Origin of the sequence: Novosphingobium aerophilum, assembly GCF_014230305.1 — a bacterium.
GTDB classification, from domain to species: domain Bacteria; phylum Pseudomonadota; class Alphaproteobacteria; order Sphingomonadales; family Sphingomonadaceae; genus Novosphingobium; species Novosphingobium aerophilum.
On record NZ_JACLAU010000050.1, the window covers coordinates 1 to 18837 of the forward strand.

Here is an 18837-nt window from a genome sequence, read left to right on the forward strand (position 1 = left end):
AGCAAGGCCCAGGCCGCAGCCGACTGGATGCATGCCCAGCAGCCTCAGGCCGAGGAGATTGCGGCGTGAAACAGGTTCGCAAAAATGGCGCTGGAATTCACATTAGCGCTGGACTGTCAGGATATGTTGCCTCGCTCTGTCAGGCGACCCTCTGCGCCGAATACGGCCTCCCGAATGAGCTGCACGACAGCCATGCCTCCTACATCCACCACTGGATGAAGATCCTGCGCGGCGACAAGACCGCGATTCTCCATGCGGCGGCGAAGGCCGAGCAGGCGGTGAAGTGGCTGCGCCAGTTTGATCCGGCGCTCGGTTCGATCCTGCCGGACGAACTCAAGGAGGCAGCCTGACGGCGGCCGGGAAGCGGAGACACTGGGGCCGCTCGCAGAGCGAGCGGGAAGGGGAGGGGGTGGGAGCCCGGTGCGCCAGGGGGCGCAAAGGAGTTTTCACCGATGAACTACGATCTCGACTTCCGATATCGCCGTGCCCTGCAGCCCGACGCGCTCGCGACCATTGCCACCGCCACCCAGGCCGTCGTCGATGCGATGCAGGACGCCCGCAACGCCGGGATCGACCCGGCCCGCGATCCCGCGACCATCCTGCTCGCGCGTCACATCGGCCGCATCGCGCTCGGCCACGCGCCCGATGAGACCTTCGCAGAAGACCTGCCGCTGCGCCGGCAGTGTCTCGCCAAGATCGACGAATTGAAGTCCAAGCCCGCACTGGTGGCGCTCGCCCGCCGCGGCATCGGCTACGATCCTGAAGCCAAGCGCGCTTTCCACCGCGAAGCCCGCTCGGCGCTGCGGGTTGCAGCCCGCCATCTCGGTCTCGAACCGGACCAATATGACCTGCGCAGCAACTTCGCGGGGCCAGCGGTCTCGGGCGAGATCACGCTCCACGGCGACGAAATCTATGTCCAGGTCTCGATCCCCTGCATCCGTCCGGGCCGCGAAGTCATGTTCCGCCGCTGCAAAGGCCGCCAGGACTACTTGGGCGACCGCAATCACTTCTGCGACATCGCCGTCCTTGCTGCGCCGCAGAGCTTCCGTGCGCTCGTCGTTCGCGAGACCGGCCTTTCCATCAATCCGCGCCAACAGGCGCTCGTCTAGGAGAACCGCCATGGGTTGGCTGTTCATGTCCCGCGGCGGCATGGCTCCGTTCGCCACGCCGAAGGCCTATCTCGACAACCAGTGCACCTATCCGCCCGACCCTGAGAAGGGCCGGGCGACGGGCCTGCGTGTCCTCAAATCGACCGTCCGGTCAGGCGCCTACTACGCCGCCTGCCAGAGCTATGACCTCGAAGCCCCGCGCGAGACATTCGCGATAATCTGCCTCGTCAAATGGAACCCCGGCGCGCGCAGCGGCGAAGAGTTTGGCTACAAGGACATGAGCGAGACGATGGGGCCCTTCAATTACGATTGTCCCGCATCGATCCTCGACCTGCTCGGTCCTCCCGGCAACGAATACGCTGCGCAGTGGCGCGAGCAGTGCCGACAGCGCTTGGCGCTGACTACGCGCCGCAAACCGGCGCCGGGCGACATGCTGGTGCTGGCCGAGCCGCTGACCTTTACCGACGGGCAGAGCGAGCGCAGCTTCCGCGTGGTCCAGTCGGGCCGCAAGACTACCTTACGCCGGGTCAGCGACGGGGTCGGGGTGAAGATCAGCAAGCTGATGAGCCGGGCCTGGACGATCGTGCCGCCGCCCGCAGCCCCGTCAGCTTCGTGACCTGGCACCCAAGCGAGTAGCGCCATGACCGACCCCGCACCACCTCAGCGCTCGTCCAAGCGGGCACGCTTGTGCAGCATCGAGAACGCCAACCGGATCGCAACCCGAGTCGCCGAGCACGTCCAGGGCGACACCGCCGTGGTCAAGACCGGCAACCCGCTGCAGCCCTTCCGCGTGGTCCTGGCGAGCAAGGCGGCGCCGGGGCGCACCGTCTCACGGGTCGTCACGTGCAACGATGACGAGCCGGATGATCAGTAGGGGCCTGGCCCGCGTTCGACGAACCACGATTGCCCAAGCTCGAAATCGGGGCTGGCCGATACCACCGGTCCGTCGGGCGCTTCGCTGACATAGGGCGAAACGAGATCCTTGCGCCGCACCCGCATGCGGCTGAGCCAGGCCGCGGTCCGGCCGCGTGCCTTGAGGACCGTCAGCAGCCAATCCATCGCCTCGGCCATCTCGACCACGCCGCGCCCGGCGAGGCAGTAATAGATCGCCCGCTGGAAATCGTCGCACTGGGTGCTGAGGATACCGGCGAGCTTCGCCCGCCCGCCGGGGGCGTTCTCATGCACCAGCGACACTGCCTCACGCAGTTCCCGGACCGACAGATAGGCGTCGTCCACGCCGACCCCGATGCATAGCGCCGCGATCGCCCGGCGCACCGGCGGCAGGTTCTCGTCGCACGACGCATCGCGCAGGCCGATGTCGAGATCGAAATGGCCGAGGTGGCTGGGAGCGGGCATGGCGAAATCCTTTCCAAAAGAACGTAGCGTGAACGCTCAAACCCCGTCAACCGGACAGCGGAGGGGAGGGGGCACTCGGTGGGAAACAATCTTGAAAGGAAGAAACCATGATCCAGCTTGCCCAACCCACGCCGGTCGCTGCCGACCACACGGCCGAGATCGCCAGGCTCAATGACGCGGCCCGCGCCGGCTCGCTGCCCACGTCGCGCACGGTGTTCACGCGGGCGCTGGCAAACATCCTTGCCGGTGACGCCGAGGACGTCGGCACCCGGCAAGCCAGTCTGATGCTGGGCCAGGCGGCGCTGCGCAGGCTGATCAACGAAACCCCCATCGAATCGGGGAACGACCCTCACGGCGAGCGGGACTTTGGTGCGGTCGAGTTTCAGGGGCACAAGATCTTCTGGAAGATCGATGTCTACGCCAACGACGGGACGTTTTCCTGGGGGTCGGAAACGCCGTGGGACGCGCAGCAAAGCTTCCGCGTCGTCACGATCATGCTGGCGAGCGACTGGTGAGCCGATGAGCCGGTATTCGTTGCAGCCCTATCCGCATCGAACTGATGTGTTCGAGGTGGCGGTCGGGTGGGATGCGCATTTCGTCACTTATTTCGCCATTGTATTCGCGGGGCCTGAATCTGATGGCGAGCTAAGAATTGCCGCTTGGCGAGGGGCGCGACCGAACGAACTCAGGAACACTGCAGCGCTCGAAGTGGCAATCTCCGAATTTGCAAACCTGCCACCACATCTGACGAAGCGGCTGGATGCAGATAGAATCATCCGCCATTCGGCTACTGGTGCGCGTCTTGGCAAGATAATCGATACTTTTCTGGGGCATACTTATTAGATCACAAGGCCTCTCAGCCACCGGTCACACCCGCGCCTTCATCTGGCAATTAGGTTCGGCCTCATTTGGTGCAGGTTCGGCCACTCATATGTGCCTGCACATCATTTCGAGAGAGAATGGATATGTCTCGCGCTCACACAAAGGTCGTCGCAAAGCAAAACAAATATGCCGCCCGGTCACGCGTCCGAAATACTGATCTGATCGTTCCAGAGGCATTTATTAGAGGCATTCGGCATTTAGGGTACCAATCTAACGTCGAAGCCCTTGCAGAACTCGTAGATAACGCGATTCAAGCTTATGCGGAGTCGATCGACATTGTTTTTTCATTTCAAGATGTGGACGGGGAGCGGAAGCCAAGCCAGATTGCCATTATTGATGACGGCCACGGTATGGACCCTGCTATGATGCGGATTGCACTGCTGTGGGGTGGCACACACCGTGAGAATGATCGCGACGGTTTGGGTCGATTCGGCTATGGCTTACCTTGTGCCGCAGTTAGCATCGGCCGGCGCTTTACAATATATTCGAAGACCAAAGGCCACCGCCTTCATGCGGTGAAACTTGACGTGGACGCCATCGTATCTGGCAATGCTATATCGAGCCGCAAAATAGCAATTCCTCCTGCTCAGCCTGCCATCCTTCCGCCTTTTCTCCGCCGGGCCATTCGGCAAGCACATCCCACCGGCTGGCGAGCAGGTACCATCATTGTAATCGACCACTTAGACCGGCTCGACTGGTCAACCGCCTCCGGCCTCAAGCGCAACCTGATCCGACGCTTTGGGGTGACCTATCACAAGCTGCTGTCGGCCACCCGACTTACCATCGACGGAACTGCGGTGCGCCCCATCGACCCCCTATTTCTCAATCCGGATGCCGAACTCTTTGACCTTGATGAAGACAGGGCGATCGCACTCGACCCGGTAAGCTTCAAACTGCACACGGCGGAAGGACGCATCGGGGAGGTGGTCCTACGTTATGCATGGATTCCACCGAGTTTCGCAGCCACGGATAAGAGCCGCGATGCGGTCGGTATGAATGCTAATCCCCGATTTCCCATTATAAAGCAATATCACGGCGTTCTATTCAGTCGAAATGGACGCCTGATCGATGTCCGGCCGCGAACACCCTGGACAATATTCATGAACAATGATCGGTACATCCGCGTGGAGGTTGAGTTCTCTGCCGCACTCGACGAGGCATTCGGAGTTACCACCTCCAAGCAGCAGGTATCCGTTACGCCTGAGATGTGGGATCACCTCCGGGTCGCAGGCCTTCCCAAGGCAATCGAGCACTTGCGAACTAAAGTCAGGGTGGCAAAAAGCGAGAGACTGGCCCAAGGACCTGTCGCCGCTCCAATAGCAACCCGAAACACAAGTCAGATGAAGCTTCCCTCAGCGACTGGAATACCTAATGGCATCACTGCTTCCCAAGCGCTCGGCCTCCTGCTTGACGAAATAGAATGCCGCTCATCCTCCGCCAAGCCCTCAGTCCAGGCGGCCTACAGCAGCTTGTTGAAGGGTTGGTCGGAGCGCTTGGCCTCCCTGACCCTCAGATCGGCGCGCTCAGACACCTGATGTGGGCATACCAGCTAGCACCAGCCCACGGGAATTGGCATTGCTCACGTGGGGCGACGATCAGAAGGGGGCGTCAATGACCAAGAATGACGATAAACCCCGCAAAGAGCGCCGATTCGAGCCATATCTTAATCCGAGCGAGCGGGAAGAACTGCACAGTTTGCTCGATTTTACCGGGCCAACGCCGCCACAGTTTGCCGACAGTCTACGCAACCTCGCGCGCAGTTATATCGACGACGGTGAGGGAACCAAGCTAAGGGCGATCTGTCTACTGTTCGCGGACCTCTTCGATCAAGGCTGGCAAGTATCGCTCAAGAAGGGGGCGTTGCTGTGCGAACCCCCCAGCATCGACCGAAACGACGACCAGACTGTCGAGGACGTCAAGCTTCGCATCCGGTCTGCTCTGCAGGCATCCCGCCGCCGCCAACTCGAGGAGCCTTCGGTTTCTACCTTCATCCACCGGATGGAACGAAGGACGCTCCGCCCAGAAGGACGGAGCTCTGTGCTTGACCTGATTGACAGCGGCGATGAACTCGCCGCCGAACTGGAGCGGATCGCCGCCATGCCCGAACAGGAACGGCATGCAGCACTCGCTGGCGTTGTCGATCCCGTGATCGAGATCTGCCATGCTGGCGGTCGATGCGCCGATACTGGCCTGCCGCTCAATGACATCTGGCGCTATTTCCGCCACACTTGGGCTCACGAGTACCGTCCAATCCCAGGCCGGCAGCTTCTTGTCCTTGTTCGCAACGCCGCCCGTCCCAACCGGCCTGTGATGGGCATCGCCATGCTCGCAAGCCCGGTGATGCGTCTCAGTGCCCGCGATACCTGGATCGGATGGCTCCGCGGCCCCATGGAGGCCAAGCTCCGTTCCGGGACCTGGAACGCACCCGCCCTTGCCAAGGCGATGACTGAGAGGCTGGACGCTTCTATTGGGGACGTCCGCTGGGATGACCTCGTCACTCTCGAGGAGATCGAAAACCCCATCGAGAACACCGTGCTGCGGCTCGAACAGAAAGCCTCGGGAGCAGCCTATGCCCGAGAGCTTGAACTGCGCGCACACTATGAAGCCAACAGGGACGAAAATGGCCGAGTGCCGCCGATGCGCGGCACCGTAAAGGCGGCGGATCCCGCAACGGACTGGCGCGCTGCGTCCGAAGATCTTCTGTTCGTGCGCAAACGCGCCGAACTTCTCGCCCAACTCCTCTCCGCGAAGCAGACCTTCCGCGCCGCCGAACTTCTCGCCAAGCCCGAGGAGGCACTGTCACAATTGCTAGAGGCTAAGAGCGGCCAGCGGGCGATCGATATCGTTCTCGCCGAGTTCCGCAAAGCTGGGCTTTCGAGCCGCGTGGTCGATGTCAGCATTTGCGGTGCCGTAGCTCCGTACAATGAACTCCTTGGTGGAAAGCTGGTGGCGCTCCTTCTCGCTTCCAAAGAAGTGCGCGACCACTACGCCGAGCGATATGGTGGGCAGGTGAGCGTCATCGCGTCGCAGATGGCAGGTCGTGCCGTTTCCAAACCTGCCGATCTGCGGGTACTTACCACCACGAGCCTCTATGGCATTGGATCAAGCCAGTACAACCGGCTCGTCCTGAGGGCCGCTGAACATTCAGGCCTCGACCATGACCTGCGGTGGGACTCGATCGGCAAGAGCAAGACCGGAGGATTCGGCACGCTACATCTCGGCGCGGACACCGCGCATGCTTTGCGTCAGATGGCGCAGAGCGTGCACACATCGCGCAGAATCAACAATCGCTTTGGCGAGGGGACAAGTCCCCGCCTCCGTCAGATCAGGGAAGGCCTCGAGGCGCTCGGCGTAGCAAGCGACGCCATCCTTCATCACAACACCCCGCGCCTCTTTTACGCATGCGAGTTGGGATTGGGTTCGCGGGACTCACTCATGGGCATGGAAAGCGAAGAGTTTAATGCCGCCTCCGCCTCCGAAATTGCGGCGGCATGGCGTCGCCGCTGGCTTGAAAGCCGCGCCTGCCGACCGGAGACCCGTGCAGCACTGCGCTTGCTCGGACCGGCGACCGTCCAACGCTCCCTCCGAGCGCCTGATGACGACCTTCCACTGGAGTTGGCAGACAAGCGCGGCAGGAATTAAAGCTCGATCCAGTCCACGAAATCGGGATGCCGGTCGGCGACACGCCGAAGAACACTGCGAAGCGGGCCTGATGCAGTCCCGAGGCTGATCACCAGGGTGTCAATCGCGCGGGTAAGGGGGATCATGACCCATCGGGCCGCATGGCGGGCGGCCGCTTCCTCTCGCGTCTCGATCAGCGGATCATGATCGTGCCCCTCCGCTTCCCACTGGCGCAATTTGTAGTTCCACAGTTGATCGAGGTCGTAGTTGACCACTGACCAACCCTCCAGACCCCGGCAGGAATCGTATTGCACGAAGCGGAGTTCCTCGCGGTCGGTCGGATAGGCCTCCCGAACATCCCGCGCCGTTCCGTCCCACACCTTGCCGCCGATCCCGGCATAGGCATTGGCCGGCACGCTCCCAGGGCCATGAGTTCGCTTGATTATTGCCCCGGGCGGGACACAGGCTAGCATGTCGACGGGAAAGTTGCCCAACTTTCGGGCTGCCTCAATGAGCTCCGCAAGGCGCTCGGGCTGGGCCGCGAGATCTCCGTCGTAGATGATCACCCGGCCACCGCCCGCGTCAGCATTGGGCTCAAGGTCCCAATCCTCCAATCCAAGTCGCATCGCAACTTCAGCCACGAACGAGGCTACGTTTGCCTTCATACGCAGGCACTTCTTGAGTCGGCGGGTTCGGGAATCCCCCTTCGGCAAAGCCGACGTCCAGTCGGCCACCGAATCCCGAACATACTGGTCGACGCCGTCAGACACGACGAGCCGCCGAGGACCATAGACGGCGTTCAGGATGGCGATTTCGTCACCCGGCCAATCCTGCCCTTCATCGACGAATACTAGGTCCCAGTCGAACTCGGTCGCGTCAGCGCGCATCATCGCGCCAAGATCGTCGGAAGTGACCGCTCCGCTTCGCAGGTAGTCGAGCAAAGATTCCTTGTGCGCATCGTAGTCGTCGAGGAACCCGTCATAGCAGTCGATAACGCCGAGCTTGAGCATCAACCGGCCAATGATGCCATGGACAGTCTCGATCGCCACGCCGCCCGCCTCAACGCTGCGCGGGACGCCGAGCAAAGACATGGTGCGCCGCATGTCCGCCACAAGCGCCTTGTTAAACGTCAGCACGAGCGATCGTTGACCCGATTGGTCGAATGCTCGGTAAGCCATCTGCAACAAGATCACCGTCTTCCCGACGCCACCGCGCCCCTTCAGCAGCACCTGGCGCTCACCGAGATCATCAAGCCAAACGTCAGGTAAGGCCGATTTTGCGATAAGGTCCATGCGCCGGCGGTCTAGCGGTGTAGGTTCTAGCGTTGCGAAAAGCGGCGAGTTCTCCGCGAGCAGTCGACGAAACGCATCCTCGCTTCCGTATGACAGCGTCACCCTTCTATCGGGTTCGCGCGGGCCCGCTACCTGGCCAAGGACATTTAGCAATCGCTCGAAGCTTGTATCGCTTGCGATGCAAACATGCGGCCGCGATGGTAGGTCGCGCTCCTTCAGGCCAGTGAATAGGACGAGGTTTTGAACATGGACATGGTCCAAGCCAAAACGATCGAGCCATTTCTTAAACTCAAACATCTGCGTTCGGTTCTTCTCGGTGACGCATTCCCAGGACTCGACCCCATTCCGCACGTACCGCACAAAGCCCGCCGTGTTTTCGAACCGCACGCCTGTTGCATCGTGAGACTTCACCTCAACGACCAGCGCAAAGTTGCGCACCCGTGCCGCCTTCGGCGTAAACGCCTCGCCCTCTCGGGCGAAGAACTTCCACTCCGGATCGAAGTCACGCGCCGTCTCAAATGAGGCGATCACAACCAGATCGAGGTCTTCGAGCTTCTGCCCATGCATCTTCAGACCAACGAAAATCCGGACCGTGTCGGTCCGGCTTCGCGCCAGGTCTGGCCAAAGATCAATTATGCGTCTTTCAAGGCGCTTGGCGGCAGCGTACTCGTCGCCCTCCGCAACACCGGTAATCTCGATCACGCGCCGCCCCCGTGCGCCTTCACACCATCGCCGATCTTCATATCAGCACGCGTTGTTCAACGATCCGCGTGGCCGTTGGAAGGTTTCCGCGCACAAGCAACTCATTGATCGGTATGACCTCGCCGTCCCACTTTTCTCGCATTTCCGCAATACGGGGGTCAGATGGGTGTTCGTCTGTCAACGGCCCCGCCAGTGCAATGACCGCCTGGGATCCATCCGAACGCGTGGCGAGGATTGGAACCACAACGTCGCCCATCCCGGGCACGCTCAAGATAGCGCCACGCTCGTAGGTGACGCCGCCCTCGGAGTTCCGTTCGAGGTCAAGCATCAAGACTTTTGTTGAAGCCTCGACGCGATCGACGGAGAAAGGCTGCATGGAGTCCGTCAGGAGAAATTCGACGAGCTCCGCACCGACATGCCGGTCCAACAGGCCATGCTCGAACTTGTTTTTGAAGCTCCGCAGGCACCGATAGCACGAGGAATCGCAATTCTCGCGGCAGGTCTTCATGATCGTCAGAGCCCGCTGGAACAATTCCGCTCCGCGGTCGGCCAATTGACGGGAAAAGCCCGCACCACCAGGAAGGGTATCGTAGAGGAATATCTCCGCTTCCAGCCCCACCTTTCCGGCTTGGGTCAGTGCTGGACGATACTCCGCCATCAGTTCTCCAGGTTCAACTTCAAGAATAGCGCAAGCCGCCTTTGCAAGTGCTTCGCTCACCGTTCTGAGCGCGACGTCGGTCGGGAAATAGCCGGGCTTGAGCTTCAAAGGCGCGTCAACCCGGATGGAAAACAGCGCGATGTCAGTAATGAAATCGGTCCCGAGCACGATGTGCCGCGACGTGCGGTTTCCCGGACAGGTCGGATCCTTATGCGGAAAGGGCTTCAGATGCGGATTGAAGATAGATGCCGTCCCTTCCGCTGAGGACTCAATCAACCCGCAAAGCGTGCAATAGTTATAGCCTTCCTGCTTGGGGCCAGTGTTGGAAACAAGGAGGTGTTGCCTGATGGGCATCACCCGGAGTCGATCATTCACCTGAATCCATTTCTCCTCCGGCGCGGGAGTTGGCATTTCTAGCTTGGCCCGCGTCGCATAGCTGGTTTCTGGCATATCGTCGGGAGAGGTAACCTCCTCCAGTCCAATCGGGTGAGCAAACCCGGGTGGCCGAAGCCAATAGCGTGCAGGCCCGAACGTGCCGGGCGATTCACAAGCATGGCAGTCCGCGACGTGGTTGTGGTCAAGGCCGACATCGATTTTCACCGTTTCGGCAAAGCCACACTCGCTGCATTCCCGATATAGTCGGCGGTTCTGCCAAGCGGCAAACCTGTCCTCCGACATCGGCGAGTAGATCGCAGCTGACGTGTAGCATTTGCCCGAAATCCAGACCTGCTTCCCTGGCGCATACTGCGACAAGGCGACCGGTAGGCCCTGTGAGGGCGCAAACTTCATAATGGGGCGGAATTCGGTTGATCGCTCCCTGTCAAACACGTTGAAGGTCGCAACGTCGGTCGGGAAGGCATATCGTGGCAACACACCCTTGTAGAGCAGCCGATCGAGCAGAGTACCCGTCAGAGCTTTCTCTGGAGGGGCCTCCTCTCCCACTTCGTCTTGAACTTCGCAGCCGTCATCATCAGGGTCGTCATCGGCCTTCTCGAGCCGTTCACCTTCGACTGCATCGTTGGCGATTGCCTTATCGACTTCCGAAGCGCAGTCTTCGACCATCTCGTCGAGCACAGCCTCACGCATCTCGCCTGCCAGTTCCTCCGGGATCCAGGATGCCACACGCTCGCGAAGTTCGCCCTCGTTCGCCTCAAGCCATGCCTTGAAGTCCCCAGCGTTCAGAACCGCTCCGGTCGACTTGAAATCCTCAACCGACCCGAGAACCGAAAAAAGGTCCGGGCTTGAGTTGGGATCGAAGGCAGGTAGCCGTACTTGGTGGTAGGCCTGCAGCAGAAAGGCGCGGATGTGCCGCTTCACGATGTCAGGGTTATCGAGCGTCAGTCTGGGATCGATAACCTTTCCCGAGATCATTTCCTTCGGTTCACTAAAATAGTGCTCATCGTGACTGTCGGCACTGCCGAATGCGACGACCGTAGCAACGGCATTACCGCGACGGCCGGCACGGCCAGCGCGCTGCTGATAGTTCGCGCGCCCCGGGGGCATGTTGCGTAGCGCCACACCAGACAAGGCACCGATGTCGATACCGACTTCCATCGTGGTCGTGCTCGACAGCACGTCAATCGCCGTATTCTGACCGGCGGAAACGCCCCAGTCGAGTTCGACATCCTGGAACAGGAGTTCGTTTTCCTCGGCCTTTGAGAAGACATCATCGCTTTGCGGCGCGTTTAATTGAGCGGTGTGCTCTGCTGCGATTAGTGCCATTGGCACTTCCCTCGGTGTACCCAGGGTGCCAAGCACCGGGCTGCGGTAATAGCCCTTCCGCGCGACAAAAACGCTGTCCTCCATGGGATTCAGTTCGACTACCGCCGTGCTTCCGCAGTCGAGGCAATGCGGAATAGTTCGTACCGGCCGGTGAACCGACTTACAGTCGGTGCACCGTCGCCAAGCGCCCTCCAGTTCCAGCGAAAGGTACTGCCCCATAAGGCGTCGGGCACCGCCACCTTGATCCTGGGTGAATATTTCTAGCAACGCCTTGGTCCAGACTTTGAAAGCCTTGCGGGCGGCAGAATCCTTCAGCACGGTGTCCATCGCCTTGAAGGTGCCTTTGCGCGAGTTTACGCTGGTCCCTCGTCCCCGCGGCCGCTTGTACCAAGTGCTAGGCATAGCATTCAGCCAAAAACCAACGGGCCTCCAGCAACGCAGCCACGTGCGAGCCAGGGCGACTTTGTCATCGTCACTCTCGGCGACGCCGGGGATGTTTGGTAGAGCGTGCAGATCCTTGGTTTTGTTGGCACGTTCGCGGATCGAAGCCAGCGCAAGCGCCTCGAGCCCAAGGTATCGGTCTTGGACGGTCTTTACGATATCGTCGAGCAACGCAGCAGGCGGAACCTCGGTTCTGGTCTCCATCCATAGCATTGCAAGTCTTGCGTCATCGGTTTCCGCATTCTGTTGAACTGCCATTTCGACTGCGTGCTCAGCGGTGGAGAAATTTTCGCCGGATTTCAATTCAGGTCGCAGGCGCACGCCCAGAACCTTCGACGCCAGAAGCACCGAAAGATAGAGCTCATCCAAACTCAGCAATGGCTGGATCACCGTCGACTTCGAAAGTCGACCGAACCCCCAGATGATTAGTGAGCGGAGCGCATCGCGGACAGAATACATCTGCAGGTTCGGGGCCAGACGCGCTGCAACCTGGCGAGAGTCAGAAAAAACGAGCACCTTTCGGCCCCGCAATGGCGCGAAGGCAGAGGCACCCTGCTTTCCTGGCGGCTGCACCGCCAACTGCCGAGATACCAGGGCTTGGAAGGGCTGGTCACCCTTTGTCTGGTGATCCTGGATTGTTGTTCGTCCGCTGGCCGTCTCGTTACAGACCGCGCAGGGGACGAACCGCCCTCGATGATCCGCATTGTCGTCGGACTTCCCACCTTCGTCGTCGTCATCCTCGTCGACCGTGGGTGCCAGCCTGTTCTTGCGGATATAGACCGTACGCGTCCGCTCGCCTGTTGAAAGGCGACCAGTATCGAGGTCGTATTCGGCAAGTTCTGCCAATTCCATCTTCTTTGGCGTCTCGAGCAACAGATCAAGCTCGAGAAGCGGGACCGTCTCCATGCCGGGCATGCGCAAGCGTCGGCCGGGTTCTGACCAGAGTGCATCAGGGGAATCGAGGTCATCGGAATAGGCCCGCGCGTGAGCCGATCCGCAACTCCGGCAGGTGAAGAATTCAAGCACCCGCGATCCGCAACTGCAAACCTCATGAGGCTGGCCGTACATCCTGCCGCAGATCCCGTTGCGATCCTCCTCGGCCAGTTCGCTGCAGTCCGGGTCCATGCACACCCAGAGACCGGGAAGTCCTCGATAGAAGTTGTGCACACGGCATGGCAGCGGCCCTGACGCGTCGGGTTGCTCGCGCGCCACGCTGCCGATGGCGAGGAGCGCAGTCACTGCACTGTCCGCGATCTCCGGCGTGTCGGGGAAGATCCTTTCGCCGAGTTCCGCCACGGGCTGAGCGGAACCCATTGTCTCATTCACAATGAGGCCAAGGGGGGGGAAGGTCTTTAGGGCTTCAAAAAGGTCGCGTTCGATCCCCGCAGCGGGCGCAACGCCCCGATGCTTGAGGAAACCAGCAACCGACGCCGCGCGGTCCTCCTCTCGCGGCGAATAGAAGAGCTCCAGATCAAGATCCGCCAGCACTTCGGCTTCTGCCTTTGTACCGGGCGCAGCGTGCGGCCGCAGGTCAAGATCGCCGGTGACGGCAACGAAACTCTCGGCCGGAACGCCGGAGAGCTGTGCGCCAAACTCGGTCGCGTATTCTTTGCTATCAAAGCTTGCAGTAGCGCAGATCACCTGGAAGCGGTCAGTCGATATCTCGAGCCGGTCACGCAACCGGCGAAGCAGAAGCCCGACTTCGGCACCGGCCGCACCACGGTAAAGGTGAGCTTCGTCCAGGACGACCGTGAATTTTTCTGCTGGGTTGGCCGCCAACCATTCCCGGGTAGCATCAAAGATCGTCCGTTCGATCGGGCGCATCATCATGTACTCGAGCATGGAATAGTTCGTGACCATGAGATCCGGGCACGATGCTTGGACCTCGTGGCGCGTGATCAACTCGGAATCTTCTTCCAGCGTTACAGCTCGAAGGAAATCTCCGGTTTTGGGGTCAACCCATCGCGAGCCTTTTGCACCGAACCATTTGTCGAGGTCCGGCTTGGCCGGCCACTTACCCCGCTCTTGTAATTGATCGCGAAGTCGCGCCGCCGCCTTCTGCTCGTCAGACACGGGACCCGAGGCCTGGCGTTCAATCTCGACGTAGAACGCCTCGAAGGAGGTAAGCTTGCGCCCGTCTTTTTTTCCCGTTCGGACGCCGGCGTAAGGCGTTCTACTCGTGTACCGCGCAAAACGCGGCGGTCGGCCCGCCCACTTCACGAATTGCGTGACCAGGTCTGGATCACCGAAAATGGCCCGCAAGCGCCCCAACTGGTCGTTCACCAAGGCGTTCATGGGATAGAGCAGCAACGCTCGCATCGCGGGCTGCGCAAACGATGCTCGCCGCTCGGCAGCTTCACGGGCAAATTTGCCTAGGATGGGTAGCAGGAAGGATTCCGTTTTACCTGAACCTGTCCCCGTCATGATTACAAGGTTGCGGCCCTCTACGAGGGCGTTATCGACGGCGTCCGCCTGATGGCGGTAGGGGGGGTCGAAAAGAAGCCGCGGACGATGCTTGCGAGCACTCGACAGCATTTCGTAGATTGATCGTGCAGAGGGCGGCAGCCCCGGCATGTCCCGAAATTTGGCCCCAACCTGATAGCGTGGGGTTGTTTCAAGAAATGGCTCCTGATGGGTGACTCCAGTCCGCTCGAGTAACGTGCGGCGTTGCTCAATCAGTGCAGGGTCACCGATGTGGTAGGTGGCCTCGATGTACTCCTTCAGCGAGGAATGGAGACGATCGATGGTCTCCTGAATCGTTCTCGCCATTTCAGTAACGCCCCCTCATGCGGTCGCCCGCGACAAATAGAGTTGATCCTTCAGGAAAGCCTCCTCCGCCTCCACCTCAGCGGTGGTGACTAGGAAGCTCATAAGGCAATTTTCGGGTTCGACCTCCCGACCTATGACCGCGAGCCGCCGCCTTGCCCAGGACGGTATCGGCGAAAAGAGATCAAAACGCGAGCCAGCTTCTGCTTCTACTAGCCGGTATTCCTGCGGGCGCCCGGCGAGTGCGTCGATCGCCATTTGAATCCGCCAGGCAGCGTCGCATCCTCTCCAACGGTCACCAGTCATGGGCAAGTCGAGCAATTTTTGCGCAGAGCCTTCACGCAACTCTGCATAGCCCCATAAATCGGCACCATAGGTCTGCGGGCGCCGGACCACGAAATTCCCGGTCAGCCTGCCGGGTCCCGTCCACCGCCTCCGGTAGCTTCTCGTATTCTTGCTTCCATCCAATACCTGAATGTCCGGCACCTCGCCCGAACGTGCGCAGGCTGCGAGCCTGCTGTCGAAGCCCGCCAGCAATGTGGCAGCGTCTGACCTCCGCGGAGTGCGGAGCCAACCTTCGGCAGAGAGCTCGCGCAAACCAAGCTCGCGGAGGATTGCCGACAAATCTTCGTCTCCCTGCGTTTCAATAACGCGCAGAGTTCGGTCGGCCATGACACGAGCGCGCATTTCATCTGGAAGAGGCGTTTGTTCGTCGGCTGATATGCCAAGGATAAAGGCGCTGCCGCTTTCGCGCGCAACAAAAGCCGGCGGCGCTGCCACCAACCATGTCCCCTTAACCTCATCATCCTCAAGCGCGACATCGCGGACCTCGAGCAGGTCTCCAATCGCAACGAGAGTATCGAGAACCTCCTCCACGCGCTCGGCAAAACCAACAAGGTCGTCGACCAGACCGCGGTGACTATTGACCATTGCCCGCACCAAGGTGCGGGGTGATCCGGGGCACAGAAATCCAGCCAAACGCCGCAGGGCAAGCGCCAGGTAGGCTTCGTCCAATAAGACTGAGCCGGACGGTGCTCCGAGCGCAGCGCGCACCGCGCTCTTCACAATATCCGCTGTGACTATCTCGATCATAACGCCCTTTCGGCGGGGTCGGGCGAACTGTACCGATCTGGTCGATGCCCCAACAACTGGATGAGGCGCTCGCCCGCAGCCAACGCAGGCTGATCCCAGACATTTTTGATGATCGACAACAGATCATCATCAGAAAACGGCATTCTGCCTGCTATGGCTTCGCCCAGGTCAATCGCAGGTCTGGTAATCGCACCCGGCGCAACTTTGTACCGTTGGGCTAATATAGCGAATTCCCGCGCCCTCGCATCCGCTGTCGCATGCGCATGTTTATGCGCGTCCCGCGCCAGGATGAAGGCAAATGCCCGATGCCGCTTATCAAAGCAGTCCAGAAGACCCTTGACCGCGATATCGAAAGAAACCTTGCCGTTCTTCAGTTTACTCTCGGCTCGTGCCCAATCCGGACCGAGCATGACATCGTATAACCGCTCCTCGAGTCGCAAAACGATATTTTGCCGGCGTTCTGCCGCCAGCGCCCCAGTAAGTCGTGCTGCCGACCAGATGCTTATCGCTTTGATTAGAGCGAGTACTTCTTTGGGTTCTACAAGCATTTCGCCGAATTCAGGCTCAATAAGCAAACCGCTCAATCCACCAGAGATCTTGCGTGAACTCACCACGAGAGCTTCGTGCTTATCACCATACGTCGCGACGAATAACCCTCCAGGCGAAGGCGGCTCGATGCCGGTAACGACGTCCTCCAAACTGAGTGGAATGGCTTGAACAGGTCTTTCGAAAGAGGTGAATGTCACCTGTAGAGGTGTTTCGGCATCGTGATCATCGACTAGCCGCAAGTGGGTTGTGCGGTTTGTATCTTGCCAGACCCACCGCAAGGGGGCCACGTCGCGACTGAGCGCAATGTGCACCACGCCCAATTCCTCGCCATCGACGACGATGCGGCCGGCTCCCGCGCCGAGGTAATGCCAGGGTTGCTTTTCCACGCGCGCAAACGCTGTAAAGGCATTTCGCCAGGAATCTGGTCCCAAGGGAAGCGTAAGCTGGGCAACTTGTTCCCGCCCAAGCCGGTTACCAGTACCGTCAAGCAGTTCGATGGTCACCGTAACTTGACGCCCTGCCGGACCCAACACGCTCAGTTGCGTGAGACCCTCCCAAAATTCGTCAAGGGTGGGGAACGGCGGCTCGCAAGAGACGATCAGCCCGGTGTGCCCGATGGTCCCGCTCACCCACGGATTGGGGCGACGGACCGTCAGTGAAATCACGCCTTCTACCGGTCGTTTTGCGGTGTCGTTCGTGTCACGCGCAACGCTGATGCCTAGAACATGGTTACCGGGGGCAAGGGGCTGCAATTTCACAAATGTCGGCTCGCCTGGCGGCTTAGCTGGAATTCGTACGCTCGGCCCAGCGTCCAGGCTCAAGATGTAATGATCCAAGGGGTGATCGTGCTCGATGGCGAAGACCGGACTTTCATTTTCAAGCCATTCGGTCGCGCCCTCGCCATCCCAAGCTCGCGCCGCCAGACCGGCCGGCCAGACTCGGATTGTTTCGGCGATCGACAAATCGGCCTTTTTGAATTCTGCGATCAACTCATCCGAAAGGGTGGCCGGCACGTGAAACCGCACAGCGATGACGTCTCGACAAATAATGGACGTAGGCTTAGCCAACGAAAGCGAGGGCAAGTCGCCGCGTGCCACAAGAACGTAGGATTTCCCCGGTCTGATCAGCCTGGACAGTACTTCCATCGCTTGGCCATCTGGGCCAATCCGAAACAGCCAGGTCGGCCCCGAACGAATGGTCCCTTCGCCTGCCAGCAGATGCTCCATCACCGCATTTGGCTTCTGGAAGGACAACACTGGCTTGCCTGCCGCAGGCCACAGCTCAAGTGTTCGACGCTGCGAGCCGTTGAGAAGCCAGCCTGGAGGCCGCCAGCCTGGGGAGCCCGCGACTTGGCATCGTGTCGTACGCAGGAATTCACCAAGTTCCGGAGCGAGGTCCGCAACCTCAGCAAAGCTGGGAATTTCGATTGTGGGGGACCATTCGTCCGTGCGGATTTGTCGCAGCACCAGCGAGGGACGAATGGAAGGTTTATGTTCGGGTTCACGTGAGTTTTGAAGGCCACCGTGCACAGAGACGTTCCGCGCAGCACCTCTGATTATCGCGGTTTCAACCGCTTTTCGCGTGTCATGGAGCCATTGGCGTGCGCTCCTCGCCCGCTCCAGGTCACTGACGATACGTTCCAAAGTTGCAGGGATGATAGTTACCCCAACCTCGGCACGATGTGCCAACAAGGCCAGGACTATGCTGCCCACGAGTGCTTCCTGCTGGAGGAAGTTCTGATAGCGGGAACTGCCACCATAGCTCATTCGAGCTACGTATCGTCCAAGTTCTGCCACCGGCAAGTTCAGTCTAGCCACCAAATTGTAGCGCAAATTATAGAGGCTGCGTGCGAGCTGCGATTGCAAGTCTTTCGGCAGCAAAGAATGGGTGATTGGCCAGGCAATGATTGAAAAATTGCTCGCCCAAGGGCCAACAGGCCGAAGTCCTCCGTAATCTCGTTGAAACCGCCTAAACCAGGAACGAATGTAGGGGCGCCAACCATGATCCCATCCGGGCATGCGCCGCCCAAATGTATACCAATATTCATCTCCGTCGTAGTCGTAACCTTGTTCGGTTGCGAACACGATCCAAAGTAGCCAATGTGTCGAAAGGGTGTATCCGCCGATGCCAAGCCTTCGCTTAAGGCCATTCGTCATCAACTCTAGTTCTTCTACCGTAAGACCATGCTCAAGCGCATAGACAGGGAGCTTCCGTTGGCCTCTTTCTTCTGAAAGGGCTTTGAAATGATGTTCAAGGCGATCTTGAAGTTGTCCAAGATCGGCGCTCACCGCATGCCCCTGCGAATTACTGCTGAGGCGAGCGCCCGATAAACGAAACCGACCACCGGATCTCCTTTTAGGGCAACTGACCACCCCATCATAACGGCCAACGCACCAATAGCTTACACACTACGAAACCGAGCGCTACCAGAAGAAGACACTGTCCACGGCAGAGTCGAAAATTTCATTAAATCAATTTCATCGCAGCTTTCCAGAGATTGAGGTCATGAACCATGCTCTTAGAGGCCGTTTCGAAAGGGGTTGAGCGGCTGAGACACATGTGATTCCGGGAGTTTGCAGACTTCTCGGAGACAGGCATGTGGACCCCAGCCACCCGCGCGCAGCATACGCGGGTCTCGAAGCGATAC

The 18837-nt window shown here is 59.9% G+C and carries 13 protein-coding genes; 8 read left to right on the forward strand and 5 right to left on the reverse strand.

Translation table 11 applies throughout. From position 1 onward, the window contains the following. The first annotated feature begins 65 nt into the window (after nucleotides 1-65). The 4 genes from H7F49_RS17460 to H7F49_RS17480 all read left to right on the forward strand — a co-directional run bounded on the left by H7F49_RS17460 (nucleotide 66) and on the right by H7F49_RS17480 (nucleotide 1983). Complete coding sequence (locus tag H7F49_RS17460; protein ID WP_185684853.1) at nucleotides 66-350, forward strand: zincin-like metallopeptidase domain-containing protein; 285 nt, start codon at nucleotides 66-68, stop codon at nucleotides 348-350. Nucleotides 351-452: 102 nt separating this feature from the next. Then, a complete protein-coding gene (locus H7F49_RS17465) occupies nucleotides 453-1109 on the forward strand; it encodes a hypothetical protein (protein WP_185684854.1) in 657 nt (218 codons plus the stop codon). A 10-nt stretch (nucleotides 1110-1119) separates the two neighbouring features. Further along, complete coding sequence (locus H7F49_RS19660) at nucleotides 1120-1725, forward strand: DUF6927 domain-containing protein (protein ID WP_235982303.1); 606 nt, start codon at nucleotides 1120-1122, stop codon at nucleotides 1723-1725. A 24-nt stretch (nucleotides 1726-1749) separates the two neighbouring features. After that, the gene (locus tag H7F49_RS17480) at nucleotides 1750-1983 is read left to right on the forward strand and encodes a hypothetical protein (protein WP_079731416.1); all 234 of its coding nucleotides are present in this window, start codon (nucleotides 1750-1752) and stop codon (nucleotides 1981-1983) included. Here the strand turns inward: H7F49_RS17480 and H7F49_RS17485 are convergent. Further along, nucleotides 1977-2465 (reverse strand): hypothetical protein, encoded by a 489-nt coding sequence (locus H7F49_RS17485; RefSeq protein WP_185684855.1) that lies wholly within the window; start codon nucleotides 2463-2465, stop codon nucleotides 1977-1979. The two genes, H7F49_RS17480 and H7F49_RS17485, sit on opposite strands and share 7 nt — an antisense overlap. A 107-nt stretch (nucleotides 2466-2572) precedes the next feature. Here H7F49_RS17485 and H7F49_RS17490 point away from each other — a divergent pair, with 107 nt between their 5' ends. The 4 genes from H7F49_RS17490 to H7F49_RS17505 all read left to right on the forward strand — a co-directional run bounded on the left by H7F49_RS17490 (nucleotide 2573) and on the right by H7F49_RS17505 (nucleotide 6989). Beyond that, a complete protein-coding gene (locus H7F49_RS17490; protein WP_185684856.1) occupies nucleotides 2573-2980 on the forward strand; it encodes a DUF3768 domain-containing protein in 408 nt (135 codons plus the stop codon). 4 nt (nucleotides 2981-2984) lie between these two features. After that, a complete protein-coding gene (locus H7F49_RS17495; protein WP_185684857.1) occupies nucleotides 2985-3308 on the forward strand; it encodes a hypothetical protein in 324 nt (107 codons plus the stop codon). A gap of 116 nt (nucleotides 3309-3424) precedes the next feature. After that, nucleotides 3425-4882: an ATP-binding protein gene (locus H7F49_RS17500; RefSeq protein ID WP_214647890.1), complete on the forward strand. Its 1458-nt coding sequence runs from the start codon at nucleotides 3425-3427 to the stop codon at nucleotides 4880-4882. Between the two features lie 76 nt (nucleotides 4883-4958). Then, nucleotides 4959-6989, forward strand: a complete 2031-nt coding sequence (locus H7F49_RS17505) for a Druantia anti-phage system protein DruA (RefSeq protein WP_185684858.1) — start codon at nucleotides 4959-4961, stop codon at nucleotides 6987-6989. Here the strand turns inward: H7F49_RS17505 and H7F49_RS19950 are convergent. From H7F49_RS19950 to H7F49_RS17525, 4 genes are read right to left on the reverse strand one after another with little or no spacing between them, the layout of a single operon-like run. After that, nucleotides 6986-8962, reverse strand: coding sequence for a DEAD/DEAH box helicase (locus tag H7F49_RS19950; protein ID WP_185684859.1), 1977 nt, complete (start codon nucleotides 8960-8962; stop codon nucleotides 6986-6988). The two genes, H7F49_RS17505 and H7F49_RS19950, sit on opposite strands and share 4 nt — an antisense overlap. 37 nt (nucleotides 8963-8999) lie before the next feature. Continuing rightward, nucleotides 9000-14552, reverse strand: a complete 5553-nt coding sequence (locus H7F49_RS17515) for a DEAD/DEAH box helicase (protein ID WP_185684860.1) — start codon at nucleotides 14550-14552, stop codon at nucleotides 9000-9002. Nucleotides 14553-14567: 15 nt separating this feature from the next. Next, the gene (locus H7F49_RS17520) at nucleotides 14568-15641 is read right to left on the reverse strand and encodes a hypothetical protein (protein WP_185684861.1); all 1074 of its coding nucleotides are present in this window, start codon (nucleotides 15639-15641) and stop codon (nucleotides 14568-14570) included. Continuing rightward, nucleotides 15638-18478: a hypothetical protein gene (locus tag H7F49_RS17525; protein WP_185684862.1), complete on the reverse strand. Its 2841-nt coding sequence runs from the start codon at nucleotides 18476-18478 to the stop codon at nucleotides 15638-15640. The genes H7F49_RS17520 and H7F49_RS17525 overlap by 4 nt, the downstream gene beginning before the upstream one ends. Nucleotides 18479-18837: the final 359 nt, after the last annotated feature.